This is a genomic window from Rhodococcus sp. NPDC019647 (assembly GCF_044389235.1).
Taxonomy (GTDB): domain Bacteria; phylum Actinomycetota; class Actinomycetes; order Mycobacteriales; family Mycobacteriaceae; genus Rhodococcus_F; species Rhodococcus_F oxybenzonivorans.
The window spans coordinates 291,871-307,349 of the sequence record NZ_JBIRXS010000004.1 but is presented as its reverse complement, the minus strand read 5'-3'; the positions used below and the strand labels follow the sequence as shown (position 1 = coordinate 307,349).

Below are 15,479 nucleotides of genomic sequence, written 5' to 3'. Positions count from 1 at the left end.
GCTGATTCGGCACCCGGGGCTCGAGCGGTCAATCTCGCGGTGGCGGCGTCACTTCCACTCCGCCGGAGTCGTGTTCGGGCCCGGCGGCAGGGTTGTCGGCGGGTACGCGGCTACGGAATGCCGCCGCCTCGCTTCGTTTGCCGGCGTCGGTGCCCTTCTCCCCGCGGTACGGTCCTGGCTTCGGACGCGGCTTCCCGCCCGGGAATGCCAACCGCAGGATCGTCCGGTGCACCATTCCCCACTGCTGCATCAACGGTCCCGAGTTGTACGGCAATTGGTACCGTTCGCAGATGTTCTTCACCTTCGGTGCCACCTCGGAATAGCGGGTGCTCGGCATATCCGGGTAGAGGTGGTGTTCGACCTGATACCCGAGGTTGCCGCTGATGATGTGGAACAGCGGGCTGCCGTCGATGTTGGCGGCGCCCACCAGTTGACGCACATACCAGCCGCCCCGGGTTTCGTCCTCCACTTCCTTCTCACTGAAGGTGTACGTCTGATCCGGGAAGTGACCGCAGAAGATGATTCCGTGCGCCCACACGTTACGGATGATGTTGGCGGTGAAGTCGGCCAGCGCGGTGGCGAGAAACGTCCGCTCCATCCCGGGCAACATGCGGTCGAATACGTCCGCGATCGACGACCACCGGCCGCGAGCCCGTCTGCCACGCAACAATCTGCCCGCTTTCGACGCTGCCGGCTGACCGAGTCGTCCGCGGGCGGCGAGTTGTGCGAGCCCGAAAGCGCCTGCGCTGATCAAGGGCCAACCGACATAATCCTTCACGACCTGAGCGCGAGCCTTTCCGCCGATCCCTTTGAGGTCCTGCCACACCTCCTTCAACGGCTTGTCACCGGAGCGGACCGCCTCGAGGTCCATGTCGTGGAGCGCGACACCCCATTCGAAAAATGCCATCAGCACGACGTTGTAGAACGGCTGGGCGAGATAGACGGGGTGCCACCGCTGGTTCGGGTCGATCCGCATGATCTCGTATCCGAGGTCTTTGTCCTTCCCCCGGATATTGGTGTACGTGTGGTGAATGTAGTTGTGCGAATGCTTCCACGCCTTCGCGGTCGACGCCGTGTCCCAGTCCCACGTGGACGAATGGATGTAGGGGTCGTTCATCCAGTCCCACTGGCCGTGCATCACGTTGTGGCCGATTTCCATGTTCTCGAGAATCTTCGCCATTCCCAGGCACGCGGTTCCGGCCAGCCAGGCAGGTTTGCTGACCGAACCGAGCAACAGAACGCGGCCGGCGACCGCCAGTTGACGTTGCGCGGCGATGACGGACTTGATGTATCTGCGGTCGCGTTCACCGAGATCGGCGTAGATCTCGTCGTGGATGGCGTCGAACTCGCGTCCAAGCGCCTCGATGGTGTCGTCACTCAGATGTGCGAGCGGGCTCTCGATGTCGATACTCACCAGCAGGTCCTTCCCCTATTTCACAGCTCGATTTCGATGTCACCTTCTGCGGTGTGAACGCAGGTGCGGACCGCCTGTCCGACGGCGTCGTCGACGACGTCCCCGGTTCGCAGGTCACGGAGCCTGCCCGATTTCAGTGTCCCGACGCACGTGTGGCAGATCCCGATGCGGCATCCGAACGGGAGCGTCAAGCCGGCGTTCTCCCCGGCAACGAGGATCGGTGTACCCCCGTCGACCTCGGTTTTCACGTCGCTGTCCGAGAAGTGGACTTCGCCTCCCTCACCGCCGGCGTCATCGCCACCGATCACGGGCTGAAAGCGTTCCATGTGCAGGCGCTGCGGATCGCCGTGGTCGTTCCAATGCTCCACCAACTGATCGAGCATCTCGCCCGGACCCGACGCGAACACCTCGCGTTCACGCCAGTCGGGACAGAGTTCGGCGAGCGCGTCCGGTGTCAGCCGGCCGTCCTTCCCGGTGAGGCGGAGCACCAGCCGAAACCCGTCGTGGCGACGGTCGAGATCGCGGAGCGTCGAATCGAACATGACCTGCTCCTCGCTGCGGGCCGAGTGCGCGACGACCACGTCGTCGACCGCATTCTTGTGGTCGAGGCTGCGGAGCATGCTGATGATCGGTGTAATACCGCTGCCGGCGCTGATGAACAACATCTTGTCGGGCAGTGGGTCCGGGAGGGTGAATGTGCCCTCGACCTCACCGAGACGCACGATGTCTCCGGGGCGGATGTCGCGGACGAGGTACGGCGACACCGTGCCGCTTTCCACCAGCTTCGGCGTGACGCTGATCAGCCCGTCATCCGGGTCGGGGTCCGAGGTCAGCGAGTAGGCGCGCCAGTAGTAGACCCCGTCGAGGACGACGCCGAGGCGCACATACTGTCCGGCCTCGTGCCCGAACCACTCGTATTGGGGACGGATCACGACGGTGGCGGAGTCGGCGCTGGCGGGCTCGACCCGCTCCACCCGTCCCCGCAATTCACGGGTGGTCCACAGCGGATTGATGAGCTCCAGATAGTCGTCCGGGCGGAGAGGGCTGAACAGGTGCCGCACCGCGCGCAGCATGAATCTGCGCACTACGGGAACTTTGGGACGAGCACCACGTTCCGCCATGACGACCACCGTAACTATTCGGCACTGCTCGGGTCAGCGTTCCGGGCGCGATCGGGTGAGAAAATCCGTCGGCGCGAATACTCCTGATGTAATTAACGCTGTTGATTTTCGGGCACCGCGTCGGGTTCGGCAGTGCTCCCGTCGCTCTCGCGAAGTGCTCGTCCCTGCTCGATGTACTTCTGATATTTCTCGGCATTCTTGTCGGACACGCGGGTGTCGCGCGGCGGAAGCTGCAGCTCGTCTTCCGCCGGCAGTCCGGCTTGCAGTTCCCTGCCTCGCTCGAGTTCGGAATCGAGCTCGGCTCCGAACAGCAACGCCAAGTTGGTGATCCACAACCACAGCAGAAACACAATGACCCCGGCGAGAGAGCCGTACGTCTTGTTGTAACTGCCGAAATTCGAAACGTAGAGGCCGAACAGGACCGAGGCCACGATCCACGTCACGATCGCGAGAAATGCGCCCGCACTGATCCAGCGGAACTTCGGCTGCTTCACGTTGGGTGTCACGTAGTACAGGATCGCGACCGCGACGACGACCACTCCGAGCACGAACGGCCACCGGGCAATGTTCCACACGGTCAGGGCGGTGTCGCCGAATCCGATAGCGTCACCGACCGAACGGGCAACCGGCCCACTCACCGCCAGCATGACGGCCGCCACCGCCACGAGCAGGAGTCCGATCAAAGTGACCAGCAGCATCAATGGACGCAACTTCCACACCGGACGTCCCTCGTCGACCTCGTACATGCGGTTCATGGCGCGGCCGAACGCACCGATGTAACCCGACGCCGACCACACCGCACCCAGGAGACCGAAGATCAATGCCACACCCGCAGTGGGTGTTTGAACGAGCTGGGCGATGGGATCCCGCAAGGTGTCCACGGCGGACGAGGGTCCGAGGTCGTCGACGATCTGCAACACCGAATCGGTGGTGCGCTGTCCCTGTCCGAAAACGCCGAGAAGCGACACCAGCGCGAGCAGGGCAGGGAACAGCGACAGGACGGCGTAGTACGTCAACGCGGCCGCAAGATCGGTGCACTGATCGCGACCGAACTCGTGCGCTGTCTTCCGCAGAACGTACCCCCACGACGGTTTCGTCAGATCCGCGGGCGAGTCCGGTTTGCGGGGATCGTCGGGATCCGATTCGGCTTGCTTTTCATCGACCATCGTCTTCTCCTACCCGGGAACCTCCTCCCGGAAACGGCGTCGGACCGGCGTTTCGCGGCTACGGCCGCGCTTCGTGCCGGGGCTGCCCGTGCGTTCGACGGGACTCTTTCATCTCGGACTCGAACACGTGCCGACGGCCGCCGCACAGCTGGCCGCGCACGCTGGCCTCACAGTCCCGGAAGGTGAACCAGTAGTGGTCGTCGAAGTCTTCGACTATCTGGAACGTCCATCGCCCGTGCAGGACGTTGCGGCCCACCAGTTCCTTTTCCACCTGCTCGGCGATGTCGTCGCGGCCTGCCTCACGCAGCTTCTGGACCGCCTCGTCCAGCATCAGGTCGGCGTGACCGATCAGCTGGTGGAAGTCGTACAAACGTCCGCGGGCACGTTCCACCGTCTCGAGGGCCTCGGATAATTTGCCGGCCGCGGCGACCTCTTCGTCCGTCGCCTGCTCCGGCCTCGCGTGGTCGGGGGGATTCGGGGTCTGCTGGTCTGTCATGGACTGACGTGTACCCCGTCGGCGCCGCCACCAACTGCTCCGGCGCTGATTCTGCAGATTCAGCCGCGGATCCTTCGGGTACCACGCCACTACCATGACGACGAGCACGGAGAGCAACCCCGGCGCGAACAACGGCGTGAGCATTACTGCACCCGGGCTCCTCCTCGGGATCGGATTGGGCGGATTCGTCGACGGCATCGTGCTGCACCAGGTACTGCAGTGGCATCACTTACTGAGCAGCACCGCAACCGATCACGTCGGCGTCCCGGAGTATCCCGCAGACACGCTTCGTGGCCTCGAGGTGAACACCCTGTGGGATGGACTTTTCCACGTGCTGACCTGGATCGCCGTCGCGGTGGGGCTCTGGTTGCTCTACTCGAGGGTGTCCCGTGCACGGGGACGGATCTGGGGCTCACGAGTGTTGTGGGGGTGGATCCTCGTCGGCTGGGGGCTGTTCAATCTGGTCGAGGGCATCGTCGACCACCACATCCTCGGTATCCACCACGTGCGCAGCGGACCGCATCAAGCCTGGTACGACATCGGCTTCCTGGCCTTAGGTGTCCTGCTCGTCATCGCGGGACTTCTGCTGCAACGCAGCGGCCGAGTAGTGAGCCCGGCTCGTACGACCAGGGCGTGAATCGGCCCGTTGCGGGTGTTTCCGCCCGCAAGATCCGGGTAACGCGGAACCAGACGAAGGGAGGACCCGTGCACTACATCGACAAGGCGAGAGAGCAGCTGACCGACCTGGTCGGGAAGATGGTCGACTCCGCCGCCGGCAGCGGGAACAGTCAGACGTTGACGATCAACAGGCCCCGACCGGAGGTGGAACAGTTCTGGCGTGACCCCGGAAAATTGTCCGAGGTGCTCGGTGATGTGGCCGAAGTCCGGTCGACCGAACCCGGTAGCTACGAGTGGACGCTGAATCCCGGCGCCGACGAGCCCACCACATGGAATACCACGCTGGTCGAAGCAGACGGCAGTCTGCGGTTCGTCGGCACGACGGGTGAGGACTCCACGGCCCAGAACTCCCCCGACGATCCACCAGAGGTCGAACTCTCGTTTCGCGACGCACCGCACGATCTCGGTACCGAGGTGACGATCCGGGCGAAGACCCCGGTGCCCGACATCCTCACGGGAGCAGCGACATTCAAGGCTCTCTACCGCGCCCGCGCACTCTTGCAGACCGGCGAACTGCCCACTCTCAGAGACAATCCGAGCGCGCGCCAGGCCGCTCGCTGAGCTAGGAGAACCCATGCGTGCACTCTGCTGGAACGGCGTCAACGACCTCAGAGTCGAAACCGTCGACGACCCCCAACTCGTCAATCCCCATGACGTCATCGTGCAGGTACGGCTGACCACTACCTGCGGTTCCGACCTCCATTTCATCGACGGATACCTGCCGGGCATGCGGGAAGGTGACGTGTTCGGTCACGAGTTCATGGGTGAAGTGGTGGACGTGGGCCCCGAAGTCACCGACACCAGAGTGGGCGACCGTGTAGTCGTTCCGTCGTTCATCGGATGCAACTCCTGCTGGTACTGCGACCACGACTTGTATTCGGTCTGCGACACGACGAACCCGAATGCCGAACTGCAGCAGCCGGTCTTCGGCTATCCCACGGGCGGAATCTACGGGTATACCCACCCGTTCGGGGGATACTCGGGCTCCCACGCACAATACATCCGCGTGCCGTTCGGCGACGTCAACTGCTTCACCATCCCCGATGGCATCACCGACGAGCAAGCTCTATTTCTCTCCGACGCCGTCCCCACCGGCCTCATGGGCGCGGATTTCTGCGACATCTCGCCCGGCGACACGATCGCGGTGTGGGGCAGCGGGGGCGTCGGGCTGATGGCGGCACACACTGCCCGTCTCCTCGGCGCGGAACGGGTACTCGTCATCGATCGCTATCCTGAGCGACTTGCGTTGGCGCGGAGAGAATTCGGTGCTGAAACCATCGACTACACGTCCGTCGACAGCGTGCTGGAGCAACTACGCGAGACCACCGGCGGGCGGGGCCCGGACGCGTGCATCGATGCTGTCGGCATGGAAGGGCACGGCACCGGACTGCAGCAACTCTACGACCGCGCCAAACAACTGCTCAGGCTCGAATCCGACCGGGCAACCCCGTTGCGCGAAGCGATCCTCGCCTGCCGTAAGGGCGGGATCGTGTCTGTCCTGGGAATCTACGGACTGACGGACAAGTTCCCGATGGGTGTGGTGACCAACAAGAGTCTGACGATTCGGACGGCACAGCAACACGGCCAGCGGTACATGCCGCGGATGTTCGACTACGTCCAGCAGGGCGACCTCGATCCCTCATATCTGATCACCCATGACATGTCCCTCGAGGAGGCAGTGCGCGGATACCAGGTGTTCAAGAGCAAGCAGGAAGGGTGTGTTCGGGCCGTCTTCCGGCCGTGACAGCCAATGTTTCGGTGACTACTCGATCGGGCACGCAACAACTATGAGTATCGAAGATGGTCCTGGTGACACCCTCAACCCAGCCGAAAGCCTCGACCCCGACGACGTGCGGAACAACGACGGCGACGACGTCGTGGACCCGCCGGAGCACTGGAGCGAGGCCGACAAGTTCGGCATGACACCACGCGAAGAGCGTGAAGGCGAGACTCTCGACGAGAAATTGTCCGAGGAAGAGCCCGACGTCGAGGTCGAGGTGCCGCCGGACATTCCCGTGGCCGCCGCACCGGACGACTCCTTGACCGAGGAGGACGTCGACCGAGTCCTCGACGACGACGTCGAGATTTCGGGCGAGGGCAGAAAGTCCGCGGAGGTCGTCGACGGCGTGATCGTCGAAGATTCACGGGTCGACAAAGGTCAGGTCGACGGCACTCCCGAGGACGGCGACTCGCTCTTTCCGATCGTGGATTGACAACGCACTCGGCACAGCGAACAAGGGGAAAGTGGATGAATGTGGCACAGGCGCCGGAGCGCGAACGGAGTTCGACCACAAGCGAGCGCTCACTGAACGGCTACGCGGCGACGATGGCCGCATACACCTTCGTCGTCGCCGTAGTCACGGTGCTCGGCGCTCTCACCAACCGGCAACTCCCGCGTGCCATGACCGTGCGAGAACTCGTCATCACCGCGTTTGCGGCGCACAAACTTTCCCGCACGGTGACCAAGGACGCCGTCACCACTCCGCTCCGCGCACCGTTCACCCAGCACGCCGGGGATGGGGGGCCCGGCGAGGTGATGGAGAAGCCGCAGGCCTCCGACGGCGTCAAGCACAGCATCGGCGAACTGCTGACCTGCCCGTTCTGCTTCGATGTCTGGGTGATCACCGGTTTCACCATCGGGCACGTCTTCGCCCCCCGGGCGACACGCATGGTGGCGGACGCGATGGCGGCTCTGGCCGGCGCAGACTTCCTGCAACTCGCGTATGCCACCGCCCAACAGGTGGCGGAAGGCTAGTTCGCGGCCCGGCCGGCGGACTCGGCCGTGAAGTTGTCGACGATGTCCGACGCGATTTCCCGCAGTTTCACGTTGCGGTGCTGCGAATACGTGACCAGCTTGTCGAAGGCCGTGTCCGCGTCGCACTGGAACGCCGCCATCGTCAGGCCTACCGCTTGACTCAGTGTGGTGCGAGTGTCCAGTGCGGTGCGCAGCTGATCGGTCTCGCGTTCACCGTCCGCGATGAGAGTCTCCCGGAACCAGGACAATTCCAGGTGGACCCGGATTCGCGCCACCAGTTCGGCGGGTTGAAAGGGTTTGACGATGTAGTCGTCGGCGCCCTGACTCAAACCGTCGACTGCCGACTCGGTGCCCGCGCGAGCAGTGAGGAGAACGACGGGGAGCCGCGCCGTCGACTCGTCCGCACGGAGTTCCTTCAAGAAGGTGATTCCGTCGCGTCCGGGCATCATCACATCGCTGAGAACCAGATGCGGGCGCCGATCCGCCAGGCGACGCCAAGCGGTATCCGCGTCCGGCACGGCGTCGACGTCCCAGCCTTGCCCCTCGAGCAGTCGGGTCAGGTAGGCCCGGAGATCGCTGTGGTCTTCGAGCAGCAGAATGCGGTACCGCGGCGCATCGTCGTCCGCTGCCGCAGGCACCGGGGAGGGCGAGACCGGCTCCCGCTGCACTATCTCGCTGAAGTACGCAGTGGCGTCCACTCGTGCCGGGTTGGTGGAAACAGTCGCCTCTGCCCGCGCCGCGACGCGTGGCACACGGACCGTGAAGGTGCTTCCCCGTCCCAGCGTGCTGTCGAGGGCGACGGATCCGCCGAGCGCCTCGGCGAGGTCCGCGACGAGGGAAAGACCGATGCCCACACCGCCCCCGCTGTTGGGCGCTGCCCCCTCGACCCGATGGAACCGTTCGAACACCCGGTCCTGCTCGTCGGCCGGAATTCCGACGCCGGTATCGGCCACGCGCAAGATCAGATGCTTGTCTTCCTGCCGAAGTGACACGTCGACAGAGCCGCCGTCGGTGTTGTACTTGAGGGCGTTCGACACCAGGTTGAGGACGACCTTCACCCACATTTCCTGGTCGACGTCGACCAGGCCCACGCCTTTGTCGATGTCGGTTCGGAGGAGAAGCCCCGCGTCCTCGGCTGCGGAGGCGAACATGCTCACACAGTCGGCGGTCAACCTGCCGATGTCGGTCGGTTCCGGTTTCTGCTCGAGTGTGCCGCCGGCGGCGGTGGAGAGGTCCAGCAAGCCGTCGACAAGTCGCTGAAGCCGCTGCGCCGCCCGATAGGCGACAGCGATCGCATCGCGCCGTTCTTCGATCGACACCTCGCCGTTCTCTTCGCCCAATGTTTGCAGCGGCCCGAGGAGCAGCGTCAGCGGTGTGCGGAACTCGTGGCTGATGTTCTGGAAGAATCGCGTCTTCGCGGTGTCGAGTTCAGCGAGGGCTGCGGCGCGGTCTCGTTCGAACTCGAAGGCTAGAGCGTCCGACGTCAACGTCGACACCTTCGCGGCCACCAATTCGAAGAAGCTGCGATAGGCGTCGTCGAATGCGCGGCACGCGCTGATGCCGAGAACCAGCAACCCCACCGGCTCGGAGTCGCCCGTCACCACCAGCGGATACACCCGCGCGTCGGCCGGGTGGATGCCCTCGCCCGCAGCGATGCGCAGCGGTGCGAGCTCCGTGCCCCGGTCCGTTCCCACGGCACCGACCAGGACTAGATCGTGCGACTCCCCATTTCCTGCTGCTCCAGCGATGTCCTCCCGCAGATACATCACTGCCACCGGCACATCGTCGCTGCTGTCGGCCAGTACCTCCATAACCGCCTGGCACGAATCCGCGATCGGGTCGTCTCCCTCGGCGGTCGAGACCATGCCCAGCCGACGGAGCGTCTCCAATCGGCGTTCTCCGAGCACACGCGTCGTCACATCCGTCGTCGCGACGAAGACGCCCGCCACGTTCCCGCCTTCGTCGTGCACCGGGCTGTAGGAGAACGTCCAATACGTCTCCTCCAGGTAACCGTGACGTCGCAGGAACAACTGCTGGTTCTCCATGTACGTCGCTTCACCGCCCGCGAGTGCCTGCTCGGCGAGCGGCCCCAACTCGTCCCACACCTCCGCCCAGCACTGCGCACCCGGCTCGCCGACCGCGGCCGGATACTTCTCACCCAGTACCGGCGTGTAGGCGTCGTTGAAGATCTGCACCAGGTCGGGGCCCCACCACAGCAGCATCGGCACGGCCGACGGCAACACCGTGCGCACCGCAGCCCTCAGCTCCACAGACCAGGTCTCGACCGGTCCCAGCGATGTGGCTGCCCAGTCGTGGCGGCGAAGCCGTTCCCGCGTTTCACCGGGCCCTGCGAACAACCGTTCCGCAGACCAGGAAGCTTCACCCGAGGCAGTCACAATCCATGGACCTTTCGTCCACCGCCGGTTTCCCGGACCCATCCATTCCGTCCCAGAATCATGGCCCAGGTTCGACCCATCCCGCCACGCAGGTGGTCGCTACGGATTAACGGGAACGTGCTACCTGGGCGAATGCGGCAATCAACTGCGGGTCGGGGTGAACCCCGTCACCGGGTGTCGATCACCATCATCAGTGCCGTCGCGCGAGCCCGATTCTCGATCGCGTCGACAGCGAAACCCAGGTGGCGGGACAGCTTGGTCAGCCGGTGCGCAACGCTGCTGTGGTGCAGGTGCATGCTCTCCGCCGCGGCGCGCAGCGTTCCCGACCGTAGATACACCCGCAGTGTCGCCAGCAACTCCGACCCCTGTTCGGAGTCGCGCAGTTCGGCAGCGTGAACAAGATCGGGAATCGCGGCGTGGGCGAGGCTCTGCCCCCCTATCAATAGGTTGAGGGCGCCGAGGTCGTCCGCGTTTCCGATCGGTTCGGGTTCCGATGCCTGACTACGGGCGAATTTCGCTGTACCGACAAGCGTGTTCGCATCCGACGCCGCGGACGCCAGTGAGAGACCCACCTGCACGGATCGGGAACGGGCCACGTCGGCGAATTCCGGTGTCGGCACGAACGACTCCGCAACCAGCATCAGCGAGTCGCCGTCCACCTCGATCTCCGTGGAGCGGCCGGGTGCGAGCTCGCCGGGCAGCGGTAGGCGCGCGCCGCCACCGGCCGTGTACACGAGCACACGGACCGGAGTCGACGGTTCGATGCGCAGCGCAGCGCACGAGGTAAGCACCGCCAGCTCGTCCATCGGAAAGAGAAGATTGCGTGTGTGCTCGGCGTCGGTGAGCACACGGCGCGGTTGCAGGATGATCGCCGCGGTCAGAGCCATCCGGTCGACGAGCATGTCGTCGAGCGGCAGACTCGCACCCGACCTCTCTATCCAGACCGACCCGACCACCACATCGTCGACCACGACGTCCTTCGATGCACTGGGCGCGAGCCGGGGCTGCGGAGACCACCGCCCGCGAGGGTCGCAGCGGCGCGGCTCGGAACTGCCGGACCACCCCGAGATGTCGATGCCGACGACGCAGTCGGCCAGCGCAGCACTCGCCCGGAGCATCGAGGCGGTGTCCGCGCCGTGGCGGACCAGCGCGTCGAAATAGTCGATCACTCGTACCAGGCCCGCCGAGTCCGCGTCGAGCTCGGCGAGCCGGTACATCAGTCCCTGCATCCAGCAACGCTACGAGGCTGGTGACACCACACGCAAGCGTCTACGCAGCGCGTCGAGCATCTCCGCCATCGCGCGTTTGCTGACCTCCGCCGTCGCCAGCAATCCGGACCCGTGGAAGGTGCCGGGGAACGAATGCAGCTCCACGCTGATACCGGACCTGAGCAGGCCGAGGGCGTAGTCGATCCCCTCGTCACGCAGCGGGTCCAATTCCATGGTGCAGAGATAGGTCGGGGGCAGGCCACGAAGATCGGTTGCGCGGGCCGGTGCAGCGTAGATCGAGACGTTCGGGTCTTCCGGTCCGGTGTAGGACGTTCCGAGGTAGTACTGCCACGACAGGATCGCGTTGGGGCGGTGCCACAGCGGAGTGTCCACGAACGTCGTCATCGAGGCGGTGGTCAGCCGGTCGTCCAGCTCCGGAATGTCGAGGAGCTGGAATGCGACCGGGACGACGCCCTCGTCGCGCGCCCTCAGGACGGTTCCGGCGGCGAGCCCACCGCCCGCGCTCTGACCACCGACCGCGATGCGGGAGGGATCGATTCCCCACTCGTCCGCGTGGGCGTGGAGGTGAGTCAATGCCGCGTAGCAGTCGTCGAGCGGACCCGGAAAGGGCGTTTCCGGAGCTAACCGGTATTCGACGCTTGCGACGGCGCACCCGAGTTCCCGCACCACCTCGACGCAGAAGGGGTCACTCGAGGCCGCCTTTCCGATGGCGAACCCACCGCCGTGGATCCACAGAAGAACCGGCAGCGGTCCCTCCGAGTTTTCCGGCGTGAAGAACCGGATACCGACGTCCGGATCGTCGCCGAGGCCTGGGACCGACAACTCCTGAACACGGACTCCGTCGAACGACAGATCAGCCAACAGGGAGCCGACCAGGGAGTCGAAGGTTGCCCGTGCGGAAGGCAGGTCGGAGAAATCCACATTCGGGAGCATGGTGACCGCGGCCGCGAGTTCGGGGTCGAGCGTGGGAAATGATGTCATGCACCCAGCATGAGCCCGAATGTGGCGCAGGTCACCCAACAGCTGGAGGAAGTTGGCGAGGGAACGCCCGACGGGTGTCGGACGCCCCGGAACCCGACCGACTACCCGGCGATCTCGGCGTGCATCTCCCACACGATGACCTCGGCACCGGTTTCGGTAGTCAGTTGCTGACCTCCGCCGCCGCTGACCCGAACGGCGTCGCCCTCGCCGAGCACCCCGACGCCCTCCAGCGAAGCTTCCCCGTGCGCCACGAACACGTGGAGGAACGGCGCGTCGGGCAGGGCGATCGGCGCCTGACCGGGTTGCATGCGCGCAACGTGCATTGCGGCGTACTTGTTCTTGATCCGTATCGCCGAGTGGTCGGCGTACGCGGGCATGCCCGACGCGACCGGCACCAGTCCCCCGGCCAGCAATTCGTGGTCGATCTCGAGTTGTTCGTAACCGGGCGTGATACCGGCTTCGTCGGGAACGACCCACATCTGGATGAAGTGCACCGGGTCACTGTGCTGGTCGGCATGGGCACCGGTGACACCGTCCAGACGCCAGGAGTCGTTCTTCTCGGAGTGCAAGATGCCGGTGCCCGCGCTCATCCGCTGAGCCAGGCCTGGGTAGATGGCCCCGGAATGCCCCATCGAATCCTGATGTACCAGCGAGCCCTGCAGCACCCAGGTGACGATTTCCATGTCCTGGTGTGGGTGGGTGTCGAAGCCCATCCCGGGAACGACGATGTCGTCGTTGTTGACCATCAGCACCCCGTGGTGGGTATTGGCGGGGTCGTAGTGGCGGCTGAACGAGAAGGAATGCTTGGAATCGAGCCAGCCGGCATGGGTCTTGAAGCGGTCGTCGGCCCGGCGGACATCCAATGGGGGACGAGTTACGGCAGTGGTCATGATCGGAGCACCCTTCGAGACGTGGAGTGGAGGTTGTGGCGCTCTCGATCAGAGAACGTGTGACCCGTACATTTCCCCGAGCGGGTCGGCGATGAGTTCGAGGCGGGCGCCGTCGGGGTCGCGGAAGTACAGCGATACCTCGCTGTGCTCGATCAGCTCGACGCCGGCGTCGGTCAGCTTGCGGCGCAGGTGTTCCCACCGTTCGGGTTCGACGCTGATCGCGACATGATGCAGGCCGCCGAGAACCTCCTGATAGGGGCCGATGTCGAGTCCGGGGAAGTCGAAGAACGCCAGCAGGTTGCCGTTTCCGATATCGAAGAAGAAGTGCGACGACCCGGGGTAGTCCCGATTCTCGATCAGTTCGGTGAGGGGAAACTCCAGCACGTCCTGGTAGAACCGCACCGTGCGCTCGACGTCCCCGCTGATCAACGCGGTGTGATGGAGACCGCGGGCCGAGGAGGCGGGCCGCGACGATGCCGGCTTCAGGTGCTCGGCACGGATTCGGTCGCGCTGCACCGTGAACCCCTCGGAGCTCTTCTGCTCAGGCGTAGTGTTCATAGCCGTGTTTCCTTTCGCTGAGGTGGCGACGAGGACGCCGGTCAGCTTTCGGCCGAGCGGGGTAATTGCGTCTTCAACTACTTTGAGAATACCTCAAGTAGTTGCGCTGTCAACTACTAGGCGTATTGTTGATATGTGAAGACAACTCGGTGGCTCAGCGCGCAGGAACAACAGACGTGGCGTGCCTATCTCGACGCCACTCGCCTGCTCCTGCAAGCGCTCGATCGGCAACTCACCCGTGATGCGGGCATCTCGTTCACAGATTTCGAACTGCTCGTCGTCCTCTCGGAGGCCCCCGAGCGGCGACTGCGGATGAGCGAACTGGCAGAGGCCGTCACCACGACTCGCAGCGGGGTGACGCGGGCAATCAGCAGGCTCGTCGACGCCGGCTGGGTACGCCGCGTGGAGTGCAAGCACGACAAACGCGGAATGATGGCCGAGTTGACGGATGCCGGCGCCGACAAGCTCGCCGCCGCAAGCCCCGGACACGTGGCCGAGGTTCGCCGGAACATGTTCGACCTGCTCAGCCCGCGGGACGTCGCGATCCTCGGCCACGACTACAGCGAGATGCGCACCCACATGCTCGAGAACACCTGAACGGCAGATTCCACCCACCCGAACTCCCACCCACCCGCAGCGCCACCGAGCAAGAAGGACAATCAATGACGCACTCCGACAACACCTCTCCCGCACTCGACACCACGGTTACGCACGTGCCCGATCGGCACCGCTACGAGCTCGGCGTCTCGGGACAACGAGTGGGGTTCACCGCATACCGCGACCAGGACGGTCGCCGCATCTTCTTCCACACGGAAATCGACGACGCATTCTCCGGCCACGGCCTCAGCTCCATCCTGGTCCGCCATGCACTCGACGATGTGCGCCGCTCGGGATTGCGTATCGTCGCGGTCTGCCCATTGGTGGCCGCCTATCTGAAGAAGCACGACGACTTCGAGGACATCACCGACCCGGTGACGTCCGAGATCCTCGAGTTCATTCGCTCGTCGACCCGGTAGTTTTACGTTTTAGTTGACATCGCAACGACATCCCCCTATTGTTGTAGTTGCAAGTTCAACTACTTCAGATTCTTCACCGCCCCGGTAGACCACTCTCGAGGAGTTCACCATGACCACCGCCATCACCACGCTGCCCGGCCTCACCGCAGGAACCTGGGCCATCGACCCCGTCCACTCCACCGTCGGCTTCTCCGTCCGCCACCTGATGGTCAGCAAGGTCCGCGGCACGTTCAACGACTTCACCGGCGCCATCACCGTCGCCGAGGACGGCACCGCCTCCGTCACCGCCGAGATCCAGGTCGCCTCGATCGACACCAAGAACGCCGACCGCGACGCCCACATCAAGTCGGCCGACTTCTTCGACGCCGAGCAGTTCCCCACCGCCACCTTCACCTCCACCGGCATCCGCACCAAGGGCGACGACTACGTGGTCGACGGCAACTTCACCCTCCGCGGCGTCACCCGCCCCGTCGAGCTCGCGCTCGAATTCAACGGCGTCAACCCCGGCATGGGCAACGGCCCGGTCGCAGGCTTCGAAGCCACCACCGTTCTCAACCGCAAAGACTTCGGCATCAGCATCGACATGCCCCTCGAAGGCGGCGGAGCCGTCGTCGGCGACAAGATCACCATCAGCCTCGAGATCGAAGCCGGCCTCCAGGCCTGACACCACCCGCCTCGCTCATAGCGGAAGCGCGTTGAATGTCGCAGTAGCCCAGTGTTTCTGGGATACTGCGACATTCGTGCGTCGAGCTGAAGAGGCGGGAACCCGGAACGCCGGT

Annotated in this window: 17 protein-coding genes; 8 read left to right on the top strand and 9 right to left on the bottom strand. The window is 64.6% G+C overall.

Features of this window, described 5'->3' with window-relative positions; all coding sequences use genetic code 11:
- Positions 1-28: 28 nt before the first annotated feature.
- The 4 genes from ACH49N_RS11500 to ACH49N_RS11485 all read right to left on the bottom strand — a co-directional run bounded on the left by ACH49N_RS11500 (position 29) and on the right by ACH49N_RS11485 (position 4,197).
- Positions 29-1,414, bottom strand: a complete 1,386-nt coding sequence (locus ACH49N_RS11500) for an acyl-CoA desaturase (protein ID WP_358272343.1) — start codon at positions 1,412-1,414, stop codon at positions 29-31.
- 20 nt (positions 1,415-1,434) lie between these two features.
- Positions 1,435-2,535, bottom strand: coding sequence for a ferredoxin reductase (locus ACH49N_RS11495; protein ID WP_358272345.1), 1,101 nt, complete (start codon positions 2,533-2,535; stop codon positions 1,435-1,437).
- Positions 2,536-2,627: 92 nt separating this feature from the next.
- The gene (locus ACH49N_RS11490) at positions 2,628-3,701 is read right to left on the bottom strand and encodes a YihY/virulence factor BrkB family protein (RefSeq protein ID WP_358272347.1); all 1,074 of its coding nucleotides are present in this window, start codon (positions 3,699-3,701) and stop codon (positions 2,628-2,630) included.
- A 58-nt stretch (positions 3,702-3,759) separates the two neighbouring features.
- The gene (locus ACH49N_RS11485) at positions 3,760-4,197 is read right to left on the bottom strand and encodes a hypothetical protein (RefSeq protein WP_358272349.1); all 438 of its coding nucleotides are present in this window, start codon (positions 4,195-4,197) and stop codon (positions 3,760-3,762) included.
- Positions 4,198-4,291: 94 nt separating this feature from the next.
- Between ACH49N_RS11485 and ACH49N_RS11480 the strand changes: the two genes are divergently transcribed.
- The 5 genes from ACH49N_RS11480 (at position 4,292) to ACH49N_RS11460 (ending at position 7,630) form a co-directional block, all read left to right on the top strand.
- Entirely contained in the window at positions 4,292-4,834 is a 543-nt protein-coding gene (locus tag ACH49N_RS11480) for a DUF2243 domain-containing protein (RefSeq protein ID WP_358272350.1), read from the top strand.
- Between the two features lie 68 nt (positions 4,835-4,902).
- Positions 4,903-5,436 (top strand): hypothetical protein, encoded by a 534-nt coding sequence (locus tag ACH49N_RS11475; RefSeq protein WP_358272351.1) that lies wholly within the window; start codon positions 4,903-4,905, stop codon positions 5,434-5,436.
- A 13-nt stretch (positions 5,437-5,449) separates the two neighbouring features.
- Positions 5,450-6,619 carry a zinc-dependent alcohol dehydrogenase gene (locus ACH49N_RS11470; RefSeq protein ID WP_358272352.1) on the top strand — a complete coding sequence of 390 codons (1,170 nt, stop codon included), beginning with the start codon at positions 5,450-5,452 and terminating at the stop codon, positions 6,617-6,619.
- A 43-nt stretch (positions 6,620-6,662) separates the two neighbouring features.
- Positions 6,663-7,088, top strand: a complete 426-nt coding sequence (locus ACH49N_RS11465) for a hypothetical protein (RefSeq protein WP_159923143.1) — start codon at positions 6,663-6,665, stop codon at positions 7,086-7,088.
- A 35-nt stretch (positions 7,089-7,123) separates the two neighbouring features.
- Positions 7,124-7,630 (top strand): DUF1360 domain-containing protein, encoded by a 507-nt coding sequence (locus ACH49N_RS11460; protein ID WP_159923141.1) that lies wholly within the window; start codon positions 7,124-7,126, stop codon positions 7,628-7,630.
- Here the strand turns inward: ACH49N_RS11460 and ACH49N_RS11455 are convergent.
- The 5 genes from ACH49N_RS11455 to ACH49N_RS11435 all read right to left on the bottom strand — a co-directional run bounded on the left by ACH49N_RS11455 (position 7,627) and on the right by ACH49N_RS11435 (position 13,684).
- On the bottom strand, positions 7,627-10,026 hold the full coding sequence (locus tag ACH49N_RS11455; protein ID WP_358272354.1) for an ATP-binding protein: 2,400 nt from the start codon (positions 10,024-10,026) through the stop codon (positions 7,627-7,629). The genes ACH49N_RS11460 and ACH49N_RS11455 overlap by 4 nt on opposite strands.
- 167 nt (positions 10,027-10,193) lie before the next feature.
- Complete coding sequence (locus ACH49N_RS11450) at positions 10,194-11,255, bottom strand: helix-turn-helix domain-containing protein (protein WP_358272356.1); 1,062 nt, start codon at positions 11,253-11,255, stop codon at positions 10,194-10,196.
- Positions 11,256-11,264: 9 nt separating this feature from the next.
- Positions 11,265-12,236: an alpha/beta hydrolase gene (locus ACH49N_RS11445; protein WP_358272357.1), complete on the bottom strand. Its 972-nt coding sequence runs from the start codon at positions 12,234-12,236 to the stop codon at positions 11,265-11,267.
- A 101-nt stretch (positions 12,237-12,337) separates the two neighbouring features.
- A complete protein-coding gene (locus ACH49N_RS11440; protein ID WP_358272359.1) occupies positions 12,338-13,126 on the bottom strand; it encodes a pirin family protein in 789 nt (262 codons plus the stop codon).
- Positions 13,127-13,174: 48 nt separating this feature from the next.
- Positions 13,175-13,684 (bottom strand): VOC family protein, encoded by a 510-nt coding sequence (locus ACH49N_RS11435; protein ID WP_358272360.1) that lies wholly within the window; start codon positions 13,682-13,684, stop codon positions 13,175-13,177.
- A gap of 135 nt (positions 13,685-13,819) precedes the next feature.
- On the opposite strand from ACH49N_RS11435, the gene ACH49N_RS11430 reads away from it, so the two are divergent.
- The 3 genes from ACH49N_RS11430 (at position 13,820) to ACH49N_RS11420 (ending at position 15,364) form a co-directional block, all read left to right on the top strand.
- Positions 13,820-14,281, top strand: a complete 462-nt coding sequence (locus tag ACH49N_RS11430) for a MarR family winged helix-turn-helix transcriptional regulator (protein ID WP_159923131.1) — start codon at positions 13,820-13,822, stop codon at positions 14,279-14,281.
- Positions 14,282-14,346: 65 nt separating this feature from the next.
- Positions 14,347-14,700 (top strand): GNAT family N-acetyltransferase, encoded by a 354-nt coding sequence (locus ACH49N_RS11425; RefSeq protein ID WP_358272362.1) that lies wholly within the window; start codon positions 14,347-14,349, stop codon positions 14,698-14,700.
- 109 nt (positions 14,701-14,809) lie between these two features.
- Entirely contained in the window at positions 14,810-15,364 is a 555-nt protein-coding gene (locus ACH49N_RS11420) for a YceI family protein (RefSeq protein WP_109334366.1), read from the top strand.
- Positions 15,365-15,479 lie beyond the last annotated feature (115 nt).

Excerpts from the sequence above, each read along its gene's own strand:
- ACH49N_RS11480 (WP_358272350.1), top strand. The coding sequence starts at position 4,292 with ATGACGACGAGCACGGAGAGCAACCCCGGCGCGAACAACGGCGTGAGC.
- ACH49N_RS11445 (WP_358272357.1), bottom strand. The coding sequence starts at position 12,236 with ATGACATCATTTCCCACGCTCGACCCCGAACTCGCGGCCGCGGTCACC.
- ACH49N_RS11460 (WP_159923141.1), top strand. The coding sequence starts at position 7,124 with ATGAATGTGGCACAGGCGCCGGAGCGCGAACGGAGTTCGACCACAAGC.
- ACH49N_RS11420 (WP_109334366.1), top strand. The coding sequence starts at position 14,810 with ATGACCACCGCCATCACCACGCTGCCCGGCCTCACCGCAGGAACCTGG.
- ACH49N_RS11425 (WP_358272362.1), top strand. The coding sequence starts at position 14,347 with ATGACGCACTCCGACAACACCTCTCCCGCACTCGACACCACGGTTACG.
- ACH49N_RS11450 (WP_358272356.1), bottom strand. The coding sequence starts at position 11,255 with ATGCAGGGACTGATGTACCGGCTCGCCGAGCTCGACGCGGACTCGGCG.
- ACH49N_RS11465 (WP_159923143.1), top strand. The coding sequence starts at position 6,663 with ATGAGTATCGAAGATGGTCCTGGTGACACCCTCAACCCAGCCGAAAGC.
- ACH49N_RS11440 (WP_358272359.1), bottom strand. The coding sequence starts at position 13,126 with ATGACCACTGCCGTAACTCGTCCCCCATTGGATGTCCGCCGGGCCGAC.
- ACH49N_RS11485 (WP_358272349.1), bottom strand. The coding sequence starts at position 4,197 with ATGACAGACCAGCAGACCCCGAATCCCCCCGACCACGCGAGGCCGGAG.
- ACH49N_RS11490 (WP_358272347.1), bottom strand. The coding sequence starts at position 3,701 with ATGGTCGATGAAAAGCAAGCCGAATCGGATCCCGACGATCCCCGCAAA.
- ACH49N_RS11495 (WP_358272345.1), bottom strand. The coding sequence starts at position 2,535 with ATGGCGGAACGTGGTGCTCGTCCCAAAGTTCCCGTAGTGCGCAGATTC.
- ACH49N_RS11435 (WP_358272360.1), bottom strand. The coding sequence starts at position 13,684 with ATGAACACTACGCCTGAGCAGAAGAGCTCCGAGGGGTTCACGGTGCAG.
- ACH49N_RS11470 (WP_358272352.1), top strand. The coding sequence starts at position 5,450 with ATGCGTGCACTCTGCTGGAACGGCGTCAACGACCTCAGAGTCGAAACC.